Genomic DNA, 16,618 nt, shown 5'->3' with positions numbered 1-16,618 from the left:
GGATGCGTGAGGATGTGTCAGGTTTCGCTGCGGTACATCAGATCCGTCTCGTACGTCACGAAGCCGAGGCGTTCGTACACGGTCACCGCCGCCTTGTTGTCGGCGTCGACGTAGAGCATCGCGGTGGGCAGGCCCTGGGCCCCGAGGTGGCGCAGGCCGATCGTGGTCAGGGCCTTGCCGAGGCCGCCGCCCTGGGCGCCGGGGCGGACGCCCACGACGTAGACCTCGCCGAGCTGTTCATCGGCGTGCGCCTTCGTCCAGTGGAAGCCGATCAGTTCGGCGCCGCCGGTCCCGCCCTCGCCGCCCTGCCGTTCGGCCAGGAAGAAGCCCGCCGGGTCGAACCAGGGTTCGGCCATGCGGTCGTCGAGGTCGCGCTGGGTGAGGGAGCCCTGTTCGGGGTGGTGGGCGAAGGCCTCCGCGTTCGCGGCGAGCCAGGCCGCGTCGTCCTCGCCGGGGACGAAGGCGCGGACGGTGACGCCGTCGGGGAGCACCGGCTCGGGCGGGTCGAAATCGGCCAGCGAGCGGCGCATCTGGCGCAGTTCGCGGAAGAGGGTGAGGCCGAGGACCTGGGCGAGGTGCCGGGCGGCGGAGTGGCCGCCGTGCGCCCAGACGCGCAGGCGCTTGCCGGACTCGGCGAGCAGGGCGGAGCCGAGGGCCCGGCCGTGGCCGTGGCCCCGGTGGGAGGGGTGGACGACCAGTTCGGCGGCGGGGGCCTCGACGGGGTCGTTGTCCTCCAGTTGGGCGTAGCCGACCAGGTCGTCCCCGGCGCTGAGGAGGAGATGGCGCACGCCGTCGCGGGGGCCGCCGCGCAGTTGGAGGCGGCCCTGCTCGGACACCGCCTGTTGGCCGTCGACCTGGGCGGCCTCGTCCAGCAGCGCGAGGACGGCCGCCTTCTGGTCGGGGGTGAGTTCCAGGCGGGTTTCGATACTGCGGGCGGCTGCGCTTGCGGCTGGGCCGGGCCGGGCGGTGTCGTCGCTGGTCATGGGTTCGAGGTTAGTCGTGGGGAGGGAGGGTGCCTACGAGCTCGGCTGGAAACCGTTGACACGCGGCCACTGGCCGGATGTGGTCGATCGCGCGATTCCCCGGGCCTCTCCGGGGCGCTGAATGTCCAACTTCGTTGCGAGTCCTCCTTGATGGCAACCAGGTCGTAACCATGAACCCCCTGCCGCGCTACGCGCGTTGACCCTAGGCTTCGGCCGCACGGGGCCTGTTCTCACGTTTCTCACACTTCTCACGAATCCAGGGGGGCACATGTCAGCCACACCCCAAGCGCACCGCCGTAGAAGCCGCCGTAACCGGATCCTCGCCGCCGCGGCCGGCCTGGCGACCGTCGGGGCGCTGGCCGCCGCGCTTCCGGCGAGCGCCGGTGAGGCGAAGCCGAACCAGCCCGGCAAGGAGAAGCCGAGCCGGTACCAGGACGTGCAGTTGCTGTCGTTCAACGACCTGCACGGCAACCTGGAGCCGCCGGCCGGTTCCTCGGGCCGGGTGACCGAGCTGCACGAGGACGGTACGACCACGACGATCAACGCCGGTGGTGTCGAGTACCTCGCCACGCACCTGCGCGACGCCCGCCGCGCCGACGACTACTCGATCACGGCCGCCGCCGGTGACATGGTCGGTGCCTCCCCGCTGATCTCGGGCCTCTTCCACGACGAGCCCACCATCGAGGCGCTGAACGGGCTCGACCTCGACGTCACGAGCGTCGGCAACCACGAGTTCGACGAGGGCGCGAAGGAACTGGCCCGTCTGCAGAAGGGCGGCTGCCACCCGACCGCCGGCTGCTACGTCAAGGGCAAGAAGTTCAAGGGCGCCGACTTCCCGTACCTCGCGGCGAACGTCATCGAGAACAAGACCAAGAAGCCGCTCCTGAAGCCCTACTGGGTGTGGAAGAAGAACGGCGTCAAGGTCGGCTTCATCGGTGTGACCCTGGAGGACACCCCGGGCGTCGTCTCCGCCGAGGGCGTCAAGGGCCTCACCTTCAAGGACGAGGTCAAGACGATCAACAAGTACGCCAAGGAGCTGGAGCGCCAGGGCGTCAAGTCGGTCGTCGCGCTGATCCACGAGGGCGGTGCCCCCGCCTCCACGTCGTACAACTACGACTGCGACGCGCCCGGCGCCGGTGACGGCATCTCCGGTCCGATCGTCGACATCGCCAAGAACATCACGCCGAAGGTCGACGCCCTCGTCACCGGCCACACGCACGCCGCGTACGCCTGCACGATCAACGACCCGGCGGGCAAGCCGCGCATGGTCACCTCGGCCGCGTCCTTCGGCCGCCTCTACACCGACACGACGCTGACGTACGACCGCAAGACCGGCGACATCGCCCGCACGGCCGTGGATTCCGCGAACCACGTGGTCACCCGTGACGTCGAGAAGGCCGCCGACATGACGGCCCTCATCAGCAGGTGGAACACCCTCGCCGCCCCGATCGGCAACCGCGCCATCGGCTACATATCCGCCGACGTGCCCAACGCCGGAACCGAGTCCCCGATGGGTGACCTGATCGCCGACGCGCAGTACTGGTACGGCAAGGCGCTGGACCCCGAGGTCGACCTCGCGCTGATGAACCCCGGTGGTGTGCGCGCGCCGCTGACCTACGCGGCCAAGGGCACCGAGGGCGACGGCGTGGTGACCTACGCCGAGGGCTTCACCGTCCAGCCGTTCTCCAACACGGTCAACCTGCAGAACTTCACGGGCGCCCAGCTCGTCTCGGTTCTCCAGGAGCAGGTCACCGGCGTCAACGCGGCCACCCCGAAGGTGCTGCTGCCGTCGTCCGGTCTGACCTACACGCTCGACCTCACGAAGACCGGCGCGGCCCGCATCGTCGTCGACAGCATCAAGCTCAACGGTGCCACCATCGACCCGGCCGCCACGTACCGCGTCGCCACCAACAGCTTCCTCGCGGGCGGCGGCGACGGCTTCACCACGCTGGGCCAGGGCACGAACGACCTGGTCGGCGGGGACGACCTCGCTGCCCTTGAGCAGTACCTGCTGGCCAACTCCTCGGCCGCGAGCCCGCTCGCGCCGCCGACGGCCAACCGGATCACGGTCATCAGCTAGGCGCCCACGCGGCGGAGCCGCACCTGTCACAGCCCCGCGCCCCTGGAAGCGAGAGCGACCAGGGGCGCGGGGAGTTCTTTTTTACGGCTTCCCCGGAGCTTCCCCGGAGGAACGGGCCTCAGCGGGCGCAGCTCTTCGGGTCCAGCTTCTCCTCCCACTTGTCCTCGCGGCCGTCGGGCTGGCCGTTGGGGAGGAGCTTGTCGGAGGTGCCGTCGATGTAGTAACCGTGCGAGTAGATCGTGCGGTAGGAGCGGTTGCGCCAGGTGTGGACGGTCTTCTCGCCGTTGCCCTTGTTCCAGGAGTAGTCCTCGACGTAGAAGACCGGGGTGACGCGGACCACACGCTGGTACGGCGTCCAGGTCACGGCGATCTGGGTGCACGGCGGGATCGCCTTCTCGCTGCGGCGCTCGAAGCTCGCCGTCTTCTCCCAGCCCCACTCGTACGAGAAGCTGCCGCCCGCACTGCCGGAGAAGATGCTCTTGGCGACGGAGAGGCTCAGCTGGGCCCCGACGCTCTTCTTGGCGAACGTCTTGGTGCTGTAGCTGCTGACGAAGGTCTCCTTGTCGGCCTGCGACCCCCGGTTGCCGATCCAGGGGGAGGTGCGGACGGGGGCGCCCTTGATGGACCAGGTCGACGCCTGCACGTTGCCGCACCAGCCGCGGAAGGTCTCCCAGTCCCCGGCGGGCACGAACAGCCCGAAGACGTCCCGCAGGTACTCGTCCTGCGTCTTGAACTCGCCGGTCCGGACGTTGAGCGCGCCGTACACGCCCGTCATGCTCGTCTTCTGGGCGCAGAGCCGCTCGATCATCGAGTCGGTGTTGCCGGGGTCCACGCCCCGGATGTTCGTCGCGCCGCCCGGCCCGGTGGCCGCCTGGGCGGAACCGGCGCCGGCCAGGGCACCGGACACGGCCAGGGCGGTGGACGCGGCGACGAGTGCGGTCTTCTTCAGCGTGCTCTTCAGGGATGCCTTGACTGCAGTTCGCATGGGTGTGCGCTCCTACTGCTGTACGCCGGCGTCGGCGGCCACCGGTTCTGTCGTCTGGGGGAACGGAGAACTCGAAGAACTCAACTCACCAGTAGCGAACACGACCGTCATCACAGGCGCCTCAGAGGTTTCTCGGAGTCCTCTCAGAAACTTGTCACGAACACGTCACTCAAGATCCACAACGCGTGCGCGTCGGTACGCGGCGGCGCTTCCGGTCAAGGGCCGGCGCTTCGTGCACGGGGAGCGCCGCTTCGCGCACGGGGGGCGGCGCTGCACGCTCAGGGGTCGGTGCTTCGTGCTCAGGGGCCTCTGCCGAGCAGGCTCACGTAGTGGCTGAGGTGGGTGGCCGCGTCGAGCATGGCGAGGCCCCGCGCGGTCAGCCTGCGCCGCCAGTCGTCCAGGGCGTCGGAGAGGGTGTCGGTGCCGCCGGCCGTCCGGATCTGCCGGACCACGGTGGCGATGTGGTCCAGGGGGTAGCCCCCGCGCCTCAGGAGATGGGCCAGCTCGGCGTCCCGGACGTCGGTCGCGCGGTAGAGGCGGTAGCCGGTGAGCGGGTCGCGTGCGGGGGTGAGGATGCCGGCGTTCTCCCAGGTGCGGAGGGTCGCCGGAGTGACCTGGAGCCGGTGGGCGAGTTCGCCGATGGTTCGTCTGTCGGCACCTGTTGACCGGCCGGGACCTGTTGGCGGGCCGTCACCTGTCGACCGGCTGGCCCCTGTTGGCCGGTCGGTGGCGGGCGTGGTGCCGGCCTCCGCCATCAGGTGATCCACCGCCCTCCGTACCGCGTCGAGGGTCTCCCGGTCGCGGAGCAACTGGTGGTGGCCCCGGTCGATGATCGTCAGGGCGTCGTCGAGGGCGTCGGCAGGGGCGTTGCCGGGGGCGTCCGCGTGGAGGGCGCGCATGATCTGTCCCGCGGCCGAGTGGCCGTGGGCCGGGACGAGGGCGAGGAAGGCGCGGAGGGCCGCCGCGTGCACCTCGGTGTAGATCCGGTAACCGCTGTCCGTGCGCTCGGCGGCCGGGATGAACCCGTCCCGCTCGTAGTTGCGGACCGCCTGGGTCGAGAGGCCGTGCTCGCGGGCGAGGTCGGAAGGTCGCATGGTGGTCACCGGTTTGAGACTTTACGGGACGTGGTCGCTGCCGTCATGCGGCTTGGGCCTCCCAAGGCTCAACCGACCTTTCAAGGATACGATCGAGGCTCATGAGTCAGGACATTCGAGACTTCGTGACCCCGTCGTGCGACCTCTTGGCCCTCGGCGAACCGACCCACCAGGAACCGGCCTTCGCGCGCGTCCGCAACGAACTGTTCGCCCAACTCGTCGATCAGGGCTTCCGCTCGATCGCCCTGGAAACCGACCGCGTGCCCGCGCTGGCCGTGGACGCCCATGTCCAGGAGGGGGCCGGCGACTTCGACGAGGTGATGAGCGAAGGCATCGCGTTCGGCCGCGGCGAACTGGCCCCAAACCGGCAACTGATCACCTGGATGCGCGAGTACAACCGGACCCGCCCGCCCGCGGAACGCCTCGCCTTCCACGGCATCGACGCCGAGATGGAGAACATGAGCGCGCCCAGCCCGCGCCGCTACCTCGAACACGCCCGTGCCTACCTCGCCCGCGAAGCGGGCCCCGTCTCCCCCCTCGCTCTCGCCTCCGATTCGGCCGTCGACATCGCGAGCCTCGCCGGGGACGACGAACGCTGGAGTCGTACGGAGGCGGTCATGGACCCGGCCATGTCCCTCGGCGCCACGGCGGAGGCCGAGACGCTCCGCTGCCTCGCGGACGACCTGCTCACCGAGTTCCACGCCCGCGCACCGGAACTGATCGCGGCGACCTCGCGTGCCGAGTGGTTCAGGGCGAAGGCCCACCTCACCGCCGGTCTCGGCCTGCTGCGCTATCACAGGCAGTTGGCACAGCCCGTCGAGGAGAGCACCCGTATATCCCGCCTGCTCGCCACCCGGGACGCCCTCATGGTCGAGAACCTCCTCGACATCCGCACCCTCGAGGCCGGCCGTGGCCCGACCCTGGTCTTCGCCCACAACGTGCACCTCCAGCGCAGCCGCAGCCATATGCGCATGCGCGACGACCTGGACCTCCACTGGTACGGCGCCGGCGCCGTATTGGGCCCGCTGGTGGGCGAGCGGTACGCCTTCATCGCGGGCAGCCTGGGCCGCAGCGAGGCGCTCGGCCTCACGGACCCCGCCCCGGACACCTACGAGGCCGCCCTGCAACGCCGCACCACCACCTCCTGGTCCCTGATCCCGGCCCCCGAACCGGCCTCCGCCCGGACCCGCACGCACCCCTCCGCACAACAGTCGCGGTACTTCCCCCTGGACGAGGTGACCCTCGACGGAGCGGACGGCGTCCTGCACCTCAACGCCGACAACTAGGGGGCGCCGTAGCGGACTTCGGCACCGACCTCGGCATCGGCACCAGTATCGGTATCGGCCTCACCGATCCGCTGCCCCCTGCTGTCCGCGATCCGCAGTACGTCCTCCAACGACTCCGCCGCCCGCGTCAGCGCGAACCGCACGGCCCGCTCCCCGGCCGCGGGGTCTTGGAGCACGGCCCTGCTCCCGGCCAACACCTGCTCCGCCGAACCCAGTTGGGACGCCTCCACACTGTCGGCGAGGAGGGAGAGGACCCCGGGGTGGGCCGTGTCCTGGTCGAGATAGCAGGGCTTGCCGTCGGGGGTGGTCCACGGCAGCAGACGCAGGCCGGTCATCATGCGGGGACCTCGATGCCGTGGATGCCATGACTGGCGTGGAAGCCGTGGCTGTACAACTCTTCCGCGCTGAGCACGTAGGGCCGTACGAAGTTGTCGTAGGGCTCGAACGGCCAGATGTCGACGGTTTTCCGGGGCGGCGGGGGCGGGGCGGGTTCCAATGGCTCCTCCACCTCGGGCGGCGGTGGGCCGGGTGCGGCCCACCGAACCAGTGCCTCGCAGAGCCTCACGACGAGTGCGCGCATGCCGGTGCCCCTCTTTCGTCTCAGGGTTATTTCAGGGTCGATCTGACGAGCGGTGATTACCGTTCGTGTTCCGATCGTCACTGCTGCGACGTACGTTGGGGAAGAGGCCTGGCGTTGTCTGGAGCGCCAGACAACGGTGAGGGGTGACATGGGCGAACTGGTTGACGTAGACGTGGATTCGGGCCGTGTGGTGCTCGGTCGGGCGCTGCGGTTCCTACGGGAGAAAGCGGGCAGGTCGCTGGGGCAGTTGGCCGAGGAGACCGGTTACGACAAGAGCTACCTGAGCCGTCTGGAGTCGGGTGAGCGGCTGTCCAAGATGACGGTCATGGAGGACCTGGACGGGTACTACGACTCCGGTGACCTGCTGGTTTGTCTCTGGAGGTCAGCTCGGATCGACGCCTTCAAGGACAAGTACAAGGAGTTCATGCGTCTGGAGGGGACGGCACGGCTGATGTACAAGTACACGCCGAACGTGCCTGGACTGCTTCAGACGGAGGAGTTCGCCCGAGAGGTGTTGTCCAGGCCTCAGGCAACGGCCGAGCAGGACACCGACGCGGTCGAGGAGCAGGTGGCGGCACGTCTCGGACGGCAACTTCTCCTGGGCAAGAAACCGGCGCCCTGCGTTCGCTTCGTCATCGACGAGAACGCGCTCCGTCGCCCCTCTGCCAGTGCGGAGACCTGGGACGGTCAACTGCTCCGCATCGAGGCTGTCGCGGAGTGGCCCAACGTCGTCGTCCAGGTGCTGCCCTTCGCCGCCGGCATTCACCACCTCATGGGGAAGGGATCGCTGACCCTCCTCTGGCAGAAGGACGGAAGCGCTGTGGCCTACACGGAAGGCCTCAGCAGCGGCATGCTGATGGACGATCCGGAAGACGTTCTGCACCACAGCCTGTCCTACGATCGGCTTCGGGATCAGGCACTGTCCCCGTCGGACTCGCTGGCGTTCATCAGGGATGTACTGGAGGAGCACAGGTCATGAACCGCACCCCCGACCTCAGCACTGCCACCTGGCGCAAGTCGAGTTACAGCGACGGGGGAGACAACAACTGCCTCGAAGTCACCGACGAAGTCCCCGGCATAGTCCCCGTCCGGGACAGCAAGGTCCCGGACAGCCGCCCGCTCCTGTTCTCCGCCGGGGCCTGGTCCGCCTTCGTCAAGGTCGTCGCGGCCGGCTGAGCACCCTCGGGCAGGTGTGTGGCCGAGGTGCGGGCAAGCCGTCAACGTGTGGGCCGGAGCGCATCCCGTCGGGTGAATCGGCGGGGAAACCGGGACGGGCAGGCACGCGGTTCGGTCACCGTGGCGTCATGACAGTGAATGCGATCTTCGATGGAGAGTTCGACCGAGGGGTGGACGCCTCGGCCGACCCCTACGCGTCGTGGCCGGAGCCGGTGCGTGGACGCACCGCGCGGGGGCGGTGAGCGCGGCTATGGTCGTAGACACGGCAGGACGAAGGAGGACCCCGGTCATGGCTCCCCACGCTGCGGAATCCGAGTCGGTCATCCCTCCCATGCCCGAGCGGACCCCGATGGCGCTGCGCAGGGCCATCGCCCAGCACGCTCCCGTGCTGCTCCCTGATTTCGATGCCCACTGGAAGTGGGCGATCGCTGACGCGTACGACCCTGGTCCTGTGCCTGCGTTCATGGCTCGCTGGTGGTGCGAGTACGCGATCGCCCGTGATCCGCAGCTCGACGCCCATGTGACCGGGCTCCAGCACCGTGCTGCAGAGGCGACTGACATCGCTGAGGCCAAGGCTCTGATCGACGAGGTGGCGAAGATTCGCTACAGCACGCGGAAGCTGGAGCCCGGCGAGTGACCGATGAGTTCATGGGGCCGCCTTGGCAGATGGACTGGCGGCTCGATGCCCTCGTCGGCCGTGATGCGCTGCCCGAGAATGCGCGGAATATCGTTGACGAGGCTCGCGCTGAGCTGGTCACTGCAAAGGACCCGTATTTCCGGGGCATCGACGCCGATGGCAATCTCCCAGAGGGCATGCGCGTCGAGCCAGTGCGGTCCAGCGACCCCAAGGGGCCGCGCATCCTGTACTTCGACAAGGGCTATGGCTGGCTGGTCTATAGCTTCGATCGGCGCTGAGAGGATCCGCAGATCCTGGTGTACGAGGTCTTCTGGCAGGAAGCTGACCCGCTTGAGTTCCCTACACCGCCTCCGGCGGCGGAGTAGCCGCCCCCGGCAGCCGCACCGTGGCCAGCGTGCCGTCGCCCTCGGCCCGTGACAGGGACACCTCGCCGCCCGCCTGTTCGACCGTGCGGGCCACGATGGACAGGCCCAGGCCCGAGCCCGGCAGGGCCCGCGCGCTGGGGGAGCGCCAGAAGCGGTCGAAGACGTGGGGGAGTTCGTCGACGGGGATGCCGGGGCCGTGGTCGCGGACCGTGAGGACACCCGTGTCGAGCGAGACCTCGATCGTGCCGCCCTCGGGGCTGAACTTCACCGCGTTGTCGAGGATGTTGACTATCGCGCGCTCCAGCGCGGACGGCTCGGAGCGGACGTACCAGGGCTGCAGGTCCGCCGTGATCGTCAGCTCGGGCCCGCGCAGACGGGCCCGGCGCAGGGCCGCCTCCACGGTCTCCTGGAAGTCGACCACCTGGAGGTGCCGGCCTCCCTGTTGGCCCGACTCCGAGCGTGACAGCTCCTGCAGGTCGCCGATCAGGGCCGCCAGTTCGGTCATCTGGGCCTTCACCGAGGCGAGCAGGGCCTTGCGGTCATCCGCCGGGATCGGACGACCCGTCTCCTCGCTGCGGGTGAGGAGTTCGATGTTCGTGCGGAGGGACGTGAGGGGCGTACGGAGTTCGTGGCCCGCGTCCGCGATCAACTGCTGTTGCAGTTCGCGGGAGTTGGCGAGTGCGCTCGTCATCGAGTTGAAGGAGCGGGACAGGCGGGCCACCTCGTCCTCGCTCTCCTCCTCCACCGGGATGCGGATGCTCAGGTCCTCGGTGCGCGCCACGTGTTCGACGGCTTCCGTGAGTTTGTCGACCGGGCGGAGCCCCGCGCGGGCCACGGCCAGACCGGCCGCACCGGCGCCGACGACTCCGATGCCGGAGACGAGGAGGAGGATCAGGGCGAGGTCGTTGAGGGTGGCTTGGGTGCCGTTGAGAGGGAGGGCCGTGAGGAACGCCGCGTTGGCCGGTTCTCCCGTCTGCGGGTCGTAATAGCTCACGGGCTTGGACATGACGCGTACGTCGGTGCCGTCCGAGGCGACGCTGTTGTGGTAGATGGCCTCAGTGCGCTTGGTGTCGTTGACGACGTCCTTGTCGGTCTGGGTGACCTTGATCGCGCCGGCGGAGAAGTCGAGTACACAGGCCTTTCCGTCCTTCAACACCACCTGGAAGTAGATGCTCCGGGGACGGGGATCGTCTTCGTCGACGGTCTGTGTGCAGTAGGCGATCGCGTCCATGGCCTGCTGGTCGAGGCCCCTCATGGCCATCGACTTCTTAAGCTCGTTGTCGATCTGCTCGTACAGTTTCCCCTGCACGATGAACCAACAGGTCACCGACACCGCCGCCACCGCGAACGCCACCGCCGCCGCGACCAGCATCGACAGCCGGGCCCGGATAGGCAGGGAGCGGTAGCGGCTCAGGAGCTTCTTCACTCCGCGCCGCCTTGTCGCAGGACGTACCCGACACCCCGCACGGTGTGCACGAGCCGGGGCTCGCCGCCCGCCTCGGTCTTGCGGCGCAGGTACATGACGTAGACATCCAGGGAGTTGGAGGACGGCTCGAAGTCGAAGCCCCAGACCGCCTTCAGGATCTGCTCGCGCGTGAGGACCTGGCGCGGATGGGCCAGGAACATCTCCAGGAGCGTGAACTCCGTGCGGGTCAGCTCCACCGGGCGTCCGCCCCGCGTGACCTCCCGTGTCGCCAGGTCCATCCGCAGGTCCGCGAAGGTGAGCGCCTCGTCCACCTCGGCGGTGTCGGCCGCGGCGGCCGCGTACGTGCTGCGGCGCAGCAACGCGCGGACGCGGGCGAAGAGTTCGTCCAGCTCGAAGGGCTTGACCAGGTAGTCGTCCGCGCCGGCGTCGAGGCCGGTGACACGGTCGCCGACCGTGTCGCGGGCCGTGAGCATCAGGATCGGGGTCGTGTCGCCCGCGCCGCGGATCCGGCGGGCGGCGGTCAGCCCGTCCATCCGTGGCATCTGGACGTCGAGGATCACCAGGTCGGGCTGGTACGCGGTCGCCTTCTCCAGCGCGTCCGCGCCGTCGACGGCGACCTCGGTGCCGTAGCCCTCGAAGGCGAGGCTGCGCTTGAGGGCGTCGCGCACCGCCGGCTCGTCGTCGACGATGAGGATGCGCTGGGGTTCGTGGGCGCCTTCGGCGGGGCTCATGGTGGTTTCGTTCCTCGGATGCGGTGGTTTACAGGGCCGGGGGCGCCGTGGGGGTTCTTTGTGCGTTGCCTGGTGCGGGTGCGTTGGGGCTGGTCGCGCAGTTCCCCGCGCCCCTGGAGGGGCGCGCGCGGTACCGCCCTAGCCTTGCACGTCCCCTGGCCGCGCAGTAGCCCGTGAGAGTCCCGTGAGGATCAGCCGCGAACCGTACGCCGACGCGGGCGCGCCGACGTGGTGCGGCGGGCCGTGCCTCGGGCGGCGGACGCCACCTCGGGGGCCCGGGTCACCGGCGTGTGCAGTTCGGCGGCCACCGCGAGGGCGAGGCCCAGCCCGGCCGGGTCGCCGGCGGTCGCGGCGTCGTGCGAGACCTGTGTGATCTGCGCGCCGTTCCTGATCTGCGTGATCATGTCGAACTCCTCGGACTCAGCGGGACGGGAAGGGGCCCGGCTTGAAGGGGCTGGAAAGGACTGGGAGGCACCGGAAGGGAACTGCCTGGTCGGAGAGGCGGACCTCAGTCCGAGCCGCCCGCCCGCAGCGTGCTCAGGTCGGCCTTGACCGTGTTGACCGGGATCGCGAAGCCGAGGCCGACGCTGCCGGCGCTGGACGAGGTGGCGTCCGCGGCGGAGTACATCGCGGAGTTGATGCCGATGATGTTGCCGTTCATGTCGATGAGGGCGCCGCCGGAGTTGCCGGGGTTGAGGGAGGCGTCCGTCTGGAGGGCCTTGTACGTGGTCGTGGAGGAGCCGGTGTCACCGTTGAACTCCTGGCCGCCGAACTCGAACGGCCACTGGCCGCCGCCGCCCTGCTGTTGCTGCTGCTGACCCTGGCTCTCGCCCGTCGAGACCGTCACGTCACGGTCGAGGGCGGAGACGATGCCGCTGGTGACCGTGCCGGTCAGGCCCTCGGGGGAGCCGATCGCCACGACCTGGTCGCCGACCTTGACGCCGGCGGAGTCGCCGAGGGTCGCGGCCTTCAGCCCGGAGGCGTCCCGCAGCTTGATGAGGGCGAGGTCCTTCTTGCTGTCGGTGCCGACGACCTCGGCCGTGTAGGACTTGCCGTTGCTCGTCGTCACCTTGATCTGGGAGGCGCCGGAGATCACGTGGTTGTTGGTGATGATCTCGCCGTCGCTGGTGATGATCACACCGGAACCGGTGGACTCGCCCGCGTTCGACGTGGCGCTGATCTCCACGATGCTCGGGCTGACCGCCGTGGCGACCCCGGAGACCGTGCCCTTCTGGCTGGTCGGCACCACGCTCGTGCTGGTGGAGCTGGAGGCCACGGTGCCCGTACCGGTCAGCTCCTGGATGCCGTACGCCGTACCGCCGCCGATCGCCGCCGCGACGAACGCCACGGCCGCCAGCAGTGCGATGGGACCCCGGGCACGCCTTCTCGACGCGGGCGCGGACCCGGCGGAGTCAGGGGTGGCGGCGGAGGACACCGGCTCGGTGAGGAGCGCGGTGGGAGCCGAGGTCGCCGTGGCGGCGGGCTGCCCGTAGCCGGCGTGGCCGGTCGTAGACGCCACCGGGTCGTACGCCGGCGGGGGCGGCCACTCCGGGTTCACCGGGGCGGGGGCCTGCTGCTGGGGGTACGCGGGCTGCTGCTGGGTCTCGCCCTCGGCGTACCCGGAGTGCTGCTGCCCCTGGTAGGGGTTCTCGTACTCGCCGCTGCGGCGGAAGCTCTCGGTCATGACTCAGAGCCTGCCGCCCGACCATGAGACGTTCCTGAGCGCTCCCTGAGAACCCCACCAGAACCTCGTTCGCCCCATATAAAGGCGCCGGGGCCGTCAAGGGGCGCGGGGAACTGCGCGACAAGCCACGACGCACCCGCGGCCGACAACGCACCGAAGCCCCTACGGCGCTACCCGCACCCGCGCTACTCGCACCCGCACGACCGCCGAGCCACCAGCTTCGACGGGAACAGCTTCACCCGCTCCCGCCGGGACCCGGGCACCCGGATCCCGTCATCGAGCACCAGATCCACCGCGGCCCGCGCCATCCCCGTACGATCCGTCGCGATCGTCGTCAGCGGCGGATCCGTCAACGCCGCCTCCTTGACGTCGTCGAACCCGGCCACGGCCAACTCGCCCGGCACCTCGATCCGCAGCTCCCGCGCGGCCCGCAGCACACCGATCGCCTGGTCGTCCGTGGAGCAGAAGATCGCCGGTGGCCGAGCCGGCCCCGACAACAGCTCCAGCGCCGTCTGGTACGCGTCGTACCGGTTGTAGAGCGCGTGGAAGAGCCGCCCCTCGGTCGGGATCCCGGCCTCGTCCATGGCCCGCCGCCAGCCCTCGACGTGGTCGGAGACGGGGTCACCGACGAGCGGGGTCTCGGCGATACCGCCCATACAGGCGACGTACTCGTAGCCGTGGGACAGCAGATGCTCCACGGCGAGCTTCGCGCCGCCGACGTCGTCGGTCACCACGGCCACGTCGTCGATCGCCTCGGGCCGCTCGTGCAGCAGCACGACCCGAGCGTCCCACGCCTCTATCTCGGCGGCGGCGTTGTCGTTCAGGGCGTGGCTGACGAGGATCAGCCCGGAGACACGCATCCCGAGGAACGCCCGCAGATAGTGGACCTCGCGCTCGGCGACGTAGTCGGTGTTGCCGACGAGCACCATCTTTCCGCGCTCGGCGGCGGCCTGCTCGACCGCGTGGGTCATCTCCCCGAAGAAGGGCTGGCGCGCGTCCGGCACGATCATGCCTATGAGATCGGTGCGCCGTGACGCCATCGCCTGGGCGACGCGGTCGGGCCGGTACCCCAGTTCCTTGATCGCGGCGAGGACACGCTCGCGCGTGGCCGGGGCAACCGGCCGGGGTCCGTTGTTGATGACGTAACTGACGACGGCGGTCGACGTACCCGCCAGTCTTGCCACGTCATCCCGAGTCACCTTGGCCACGCGCGGAGTCTACGCGGATAAAACGCCCCTGGGCAGGGCGTACGGGAGCCTCCCTGTGCGGTGGCTGTGCGTATGCCGCCCCACAGGGACCCGGCGCGGTCGGCCACTACGCCTCGGCCGTGATCTCGACGCTGTCCAGGGGCGCCGTCTCGTCCGCATCCTCCGCCTTTGAGGAGGCGGGCTTGCCCTTGGCGTCGTCGGTGGCGCGCTCCGCCTTCTCGGGCGTAACGAATCGATAACCGACGTTCCGGACGGTCCCGATCAGCGACTCGTGCTCGGGGCCGAGCTTGGCGCGCAGCCGTCGTACGTGGACGTCGACCGTCCGCGTACCGCCGAAGTAGTCATAGCCCCAGACCTCCTGGAGCAGCTGGGCGCGGGTGAAGACGCGGCCCGGGTGCTGGGCGAGGTACTTGAGGAGCTCGAACTCCTTGAAGGTGAGGTCGAGGACGCGCCCCTTGAGCTTGGCGCTGTAGGTCGCCTCGTCCACCGAGAGGTCGCCGTTGCGGATCTCCATGGGGGAGTCGTCGTTGACGATCTGCTGCCGGCCCATGGCCAGCCGCAGCCGGGCCTCGACCTCGGCGGGGCCGGCCGTGTCGAGGAGCACGTCGTCGATGCCCCAGTCCGCGGTGACGGCGGCGAGACCGCCCTCGGTCACGACGAGGATGAGGGGGCAGCCGGGGCCGGTGGAGCGGAGCAGCTGACACAGGCTGCGGACCTGTGGGAGATCACGGCGTCCGTCGATCAGGATGACGTCCGCACCGGGGGTGTCGACGAGAGCGGGGCCTTCGGCCGGGGCCACGCGCACGTTGTGCAGCAGCAGGCCGAGGGCCGGAAGCACCTCGGTGGAAGGCTGGAGGGCGTTGGTCAGGAGCAGCAGAGAACTCATATGTCTGGTTCCTCCTCGGTCCCTGCGAGGACGTTTACGGCACTGCGGTACCGCGATTGCGACTGCGGGGTTCACAGTGTTCTGCTCTGCGATCCCGGGGCCCGTACACCTGCGGTCACCTGGCGTTTCCCGCTCGTATACAACGCTTCCGAAAGCACAAAAGGACCCGGGGGCGACATTGCCCGAGTCCTCTGTCCAGCAGAATAGCCCACATGAGTGCTGGTCCGGCAGGTCATGTGACGCGATCTTTCGACATTCCGAACTCTGAGACGGCCGATCGAACCCCCTCGAGGGCGCCCCGAACCCCTTTGCGCAGGTTTCTACGCACTGACGACGGGGTGAATATCGAGGCCGTATACAACCGGAAGTCCGTCGTATACAACGCCTCCGACGACACCGGAACTCCATCCTCCGGCCACCTCGCCGTCGTCGTCGCCCACGGCTTCACGGGCGACATTAATCGTCCGCATGTTCGAAGGGTGGTGGACGTGCTCGCCCGGTACGGGGCCGTCGTGACGTTCTCCTTCCGGGGCCACGGACGGTCCGGCGGCCACTCCACGGTCGGGGACCGCGAGGTGCTCGACCTCGCGGCGGCGGTCCGCTGGGCCCGTGAGCTCGGCCACGAGCGGGTCGCCACGGTCGGCTTCTCGATGGGGGGCTCGGTCGTCCTGCGCCACGCGGCCCTCCCCGACGGCCCCGACGGCCCCGACGCGGTCGTCTCCGTCAGCGCCCCGGCCCGCTGGTACTACCGAGGCACGGCCCCGATGCGCCGCGTCCACTGGCTCATCACCCGCCCCGCCGGCCGCCTGGTCGGCCGCTACGGCTTCCGCACCCGTATCCACCACCGCGACTGGGACCCCGTCCCCCTCTCCCCGGTGGAATCCGTCCCCCTCATCGCCCCCACCCCGCTGCTGATCGTCCACGGCGACAGGGACGGCTACTTCCCGGTCGACCACCCCGAGATGCTGGCGGCAGCGGCGGGCGACGACGGCGAACTGTGGCTGGAGAAGGGGATGGGGCACGCGGAGAACGCGGCGAGCGAGGAACTGCTGGACCGGATCGGGGCGTGGCTGGCGAAGAGCGTGCCCCGATGAGCGTGCACCGACAAGGGACGCGGGGCTGTATCGATGTGCGGCTCCGCCGCGTGGGCGTGACCGGCCCCCGCCCGCCCGCGGTTTCCCCACCACGCCGACTCCCCCGTAGCCTGACCCCCGTCACGACTAATCAAGAGGAACGCAGATGCCAAAGGGCACCGTCCGCTACTGGGCCGCAGCAAAAGCCGCGGCCGGCATCGCCGAGGAGCCCTACGAGGCGGTCACCCTCGCGGAGGCCCTGAACGCGGCCCGCGACCGACACCCCGGCGAACTCGTCCGCGTACTGCGGCGATGCTCGTTCCTCGTCGACGGAAACCCCGTGGGCACCCGTGAACATGAGACGGTACGTCTGGCCGAGGGCGGCACGGTCGAGGTGCTCCCGCCGTTCGCAGGAGGGTGACCC

General features: G+C 69.6%; 19 protein-coding genes. 8 read left to right on the top strand and 11 right to left on the bottom strand.

Going from position 1 to position 16,618, the window contains the following annotated elements:
- Positions 1-17: 17 nt before the first annotated feature.
- Positions 18-983: a mycothiol synthase gene (gene mshD / locus OG272_RS23660; RefSeq protein ID WP_405894766.1), complete on the bottom strand. Its 966-nt coding sequence runs from the start codon at positions 981-983 to the stop codon at positions 18-20.
- Positions 984-1,251: 268 nt separating this feature from the next.
- Here mshD and OG272_RS23655 point away from each other — a divergent pair, with 268 nt between their 5' ends.
- On the top strand, positions 1,252-3,063 hold the full coding sequence (locus OG272_RS23655) for a bifunctional metallophosphatase/5'-nucleotidase (RefSeq protein WP_405894765.1): 1,812 nt from the start codon (positions 1,252-1,254) through the stop codon (positions 3,061-3,063).
- A gap of 118 nt (positions 3,064-3,181) precedes the next feature.
- Here OG272_RS23655 and OG272_RS23650 read toward each other — a convergent pair whose 3' ends face one another.
- Positions 3,182-4,048, bottom strand: a complete 867-nt coding sequence (locus OG272_RS23650; RefSeq protein WP_327728943.1) for a hypothetical protein — start codon at positions 4,046-4,048, stop codon at positions 3,182-3,184.
- Positions 4,049-4,347: 299 nt separating this feature from the next.
- The gene (locus tag OG272_RS23645; RefSeq protein WP_327728944.1) at positions 4,348-5,142 is read right to left on the bottom strand and encodes a TioE family transcriptional regulator; all 795 of its coding nucleotides are present in this window, start codon (positions 5,140-5,142) and stop codon (positions 4,348-4,350) included.
- Positions 5,143-5,243: 101 nt separating this feature from the next.
- Here OG272_RS23645 and OG272_RS23640 point away from each other — a divergent pair, with 101 nt between their 5' ends.
- On the top strand, positions 5,244-6,428 hold the full coding sequence (locus OG272_RS23640; protein WP_405894763.1) for an erythromycin esterase family protein: 1,185 nt from the start codon (positions 5,244-5,246) through the stop codon (positions 6,426-6,428).
- On the opposite strand, the gene OG272_RS23635 is transcribed toward OG272_RS23640, so the two are convergent.
- Both OG272_RS23635 and OG272_RS23630 read right to left on the bottom strand, forming a co-directional pair.
- Entirely contained in the window at positions 6,425-6,766 is a 342-nt protein-coding gene (locus tag OG272_RS23635; RefSeq protein ID WP_405894761.1) for a hypothetical protein, read from the bottom strand. The two genes, OG272_RS23640 and OG272_RS23635, sit on opposite strands and share 4 nt — an antisense overlap.
- On the bottom strand, positions 6,763-7,008 hold the full coding sequence (locus tag OG272_RS23630; RefSeq protein WP_405894759.1) for a hypothetical protein: 246 nt from the start codon (positions 7,006-7,008) through the stop codon (positions 6,763-6,765). The genes OG272_RS23635 and OG272_RS23630 overlap by 4 nt, the downstream gene beginning before the upstream one ends.
- Before the next feature lie 148 nt (positions 7,009-7,156).
- Between OG272_RS23630 and OG272_RS23625 the strand changes: the two genes are divergently transcribed.
- From OG272_RS23625 to OG272_RS23610, 4 genes are all read left to right on the top strand, one after another.
- A complete protein-coding gene (locus tag OG272_RS23625) occupies positions 7,157-7,987 on the top strand; it encodes a helix-turn-helix domain-containing protein (protein ID WP_405894757.1) in 831 nt (276 codons plus the stop codon).
- Positions 7,984-8,184, top strand: a complete 201-nt coding sequence (locus tag OG272_RS23620) for a DUF397 domain-containing protein (protein WP_405894756.1) — start codon at positions 7,984-7,986, stop codon at positions 8,182-8,184. The genes OG272_RS23625 and OG272_RS23620 overlap by 4 nt, the downstream gene beginning before the upstream one ends.
- 289 nt (positions 8,185-8,473) lie before the next feature.
- Entirely contained in the window at positions 8,474-8,821 is a 348-nt protein-coding gene (locus OG272_RS23615) for a hypothetical protein (RefSeq protein ID WP_326581284.1), read from the top strand.
- Entirely contained in the window at positions 8,818-9,099 is a 282-nt protein-coding gene (locus OG272_RS23610; RefSeq protein WP_405894754.1) for a hypothetical protein, read from the top strand. Before OG272_RS23615 ends, OG272_RS23610 begins: the two co-directional genes overlap by 4 nt.
- A gap of 61 nt (positions 9,100-9,160) precedes the next feature.
- On the opposite strand, the gene OG272_RS23605 is transcribed toward OG272_RS23610, so the two are convergent.
- The 6 genes from OG272_RS23605 to OG272_RS23580 all read right to left on the bottom strand — a co-directional run bounded on the left by OG272_RS23605 (position 9,161) and on the right by OG272_RS23580 (position 15,121).
- Complete coding sequence (locus OG272_RS23605; protein WP_405894753.1) at positions 9,161-10,612, bottom strand: ATP-binding protein; 1,452 nt, start codon at positions 10,610-10,612, stop codon at positions 9,161-9,163.
- The gene (locus OG272_RS23600) at positions 10,609-11,343 is read right to left on the bottom strand and encodes a response regulator transcription factor (RefSeq protein ID WP_326581290.1); all 735 of its coding nucleotides are present in this window, start codon (positions 11,341-11,343) and stop codon (positions 10,609-10,611) included. The genes OG272_RS23605 and OG272_RS23600 overlap by 4 nt, the downstream gene beginning before the upstream one ends.
- Positions 11,344-11,534: 191 nt before the next feature.
- Positions 11,535-11,747, bottom strand: a complete 213-nt coding sequence (locus OG272_RS23595; RefSeq protein ID WP_327728952.1) for a hypothetical protein — start codon at positions 11,745-11,747, stop codon at positions 11,535-11,537.
- A 104-nt stretch (positions 11,748-11,851) separates the two neighbouring features.
- On the bottom strand, positions 11,852-13,027 hold the full coding sequence (locus tag OG272_RS23590) for a S1C family serine protease (protein WP_405894751.1): 1,176 nt from the start codon (positions 13,025-13,027) through the stop codon (positions 11,852-11,854).
- Between the two features lie 185 nt (positions 13,028-13,212).
- Positions 13,213-14,235 carry a LacI family DNA-binding transcriptional regulator gene (locus tag OG272_RS23585; RefSeq protein ID WP_328223516.1) on the bottom strand — a complete coding sequence of 341 codons (1,023 nt, stop codon included), beginning with the start codon at positions 14,233-14,235 and terminating at the stop codon, positions 13,213-13,215.
- Between the two features lie 106 nt (positions 14,236-14,341).
- Positions 14,342-15,121, bottom strand: a complete 780-nt coding sequence (locus OG272_RS23580; protein WP_327728955.1) for a response regulator transcription factor — start codon at positions 15,119-15,121, stop codon at positions 14,342-14,344.
- 212 nt (positions 15,122-15,333) lie between these two features.
- Between OG272_RS23580 and OG272_RS23575 the strand changes: the two genes are divergently transcribed.
- Complete coding sequence (locus tag OG272_RS23575; RefSeq protein WP_327728956.1) at positions 15,334-16,215, top strand: alpha/beta fold hydrolase; 882 nt, start codon at positions 15,334-15,336, stop codon at positions 16,213-16,215.
- Positions 16,216-16,360: 145 nt separating this feature from the next.
- On the top strand, positions 16,361-16,615 hold the full coding sequence (locus OG272_RS23570; RefSeq protein WP_326581299.1) for a MoaD/ThiS family protein: 255 nt from the start codon (positions 16,361-16,363) through the stop codon (positions 16,613-16,615).
- The last annotated feature ends 3 nt before the right edge of the window (positions 16,616-16,618 follow it).

Origin of the sequence: Streptomyces sp. NBC_00104, assembly GCF_045160825.1 — a bacterium.
Taxonomy (GTDB): domain Bacteria; phylum Actinomycetota; class Actinomycetes; order Streptomycetales; family Streptomycetaceae; genus Streptomyces.
Note: the sequence above shows the minus strand (reverse complement) of the source record. Positions and strands in the feature narration are given on the sequence as shown.

What these genes read in the sequence shown, in the direction of transcription:
- mshD (WP_405894766.1), bottom strand. Translation starts at nt 983, where the DNA reads ATGACCAGCGACGACACCGCCCGGCCCGGCCCAGCCGCAAGCGCAGCC.
- OG272_RS23655 (WP_405894765.1), top strand. Translation starts at nt 1,252, where the DNA reads ATGTCAGCCACACCCCAAGCGCACCGCCGTAGAAGCCGCCGTAACCGG.
- OG272_RS23650 (WP_327728943.1), bottom strand. Translation starts at nt 4,048, where the DNA reads ATGCGAACTGCAGTCAAGGCATCCCTGAAGAGCACGCTGAAGAAGACC.
- OG272_RS23645 (WP_327728944.1), bottom strand. Translation starts at nt 5,142, where the DNA reads ATGCGACCTTCCGACCTCGCCCGCGAGCACGGCCTCTCGACCCAGGCG.
- OG272_RS23640 (WP_405894763.1), top strand. Translation starts at nt 5,244, where the DNA reads ATGAGTCAGGACATTCGAGACTTCGTGACCCCGTCGTGCGACCTCTTG.
- OG272_RS23635 (WP_405894761.1), bottom strand. Translation starts at nt 6,766, where the DNA reads ATGATGACCGGCCTGCGTCTGCTGCCGTGGACCACCCCCGACGGCAAG.
- OG272_RS23630 (WP_405894759.1), bottom strand. Translation starts at nt 7,008, where the DNA reads ATGCGCGCACTCGTCGTGAGGCTCTGCGAGGCACTGGTTCGGTGGGCC.
- OG272_RS23625 (WP_405894757.1), top strand. Translation starts at nt 7,157, where the DNA reads ATGGGCGAACTGGTTGACGTAGACGTGGATTCGGGCCGTGTGGTGCTC.
- OG272_RS23620 (WP_405894756.1), top strand. Translation starts at nt 7,984, where the DNA reads ATGAACCGCACCCCCGACCTCAGCACTGCCACCTGGCGCAAGTCGAGT.
- OG272_RS23615 (WP_326581284.1), top strand. Translation starts at nt 8,474, where the DNA reads ATGGCTCCCCACGCTGCGGAATCCGAGTCGGTCATCCCTCCCATGCCC.
- OG272_RS23600 (WP_326581290.1), bottom strand. Translation starts at nt 11,343, where the DNA reads ATGAGCCCCGCCGAAGGCGCCCACGAACCCCAGCGCATCCTCATCGTC.
- OG272_RS23595 (WP_327728952.1), bottom strand. Translation starts at nt 11,747, where the DNA reads ATGATCACGCAGATCAGGAACGGCGCGCAGATCACACAGGTCTCGCAC.
- OG272_RS23590 (WP_405894751.1), bottom strand. Translation starts at nt 13,027, where the DNA reads ATGACCGAGAGCTTCCGCCGCAGCGGCGAGTACGAGAACCCCTACCAG.
- OG272_RS23580 (WP_327728955.1), bottom strand. Translation starts at nt 15,121, where the DNA reads ATGAGTTCTCTGCTGCTCCTGACCAACGCCCTCCAGCCTTCCACCGAG.
- OG272_RS23575 (WP_327728956.1), top strand. Translation starts at nt 15,334, where the DNA reads ATGAGTGCTGGTCCGGCAGGTCATGTGACGCGATCTTTCGACATTCCG.
- OG272_RS23570 (WP_326581299.1), top strand. Translation starts at nt 16,361, where the DNA reads ATGCCAAAGGGCACCGTCCGCTACTGGGCCGCAGCAAAAGCCGCGGCC.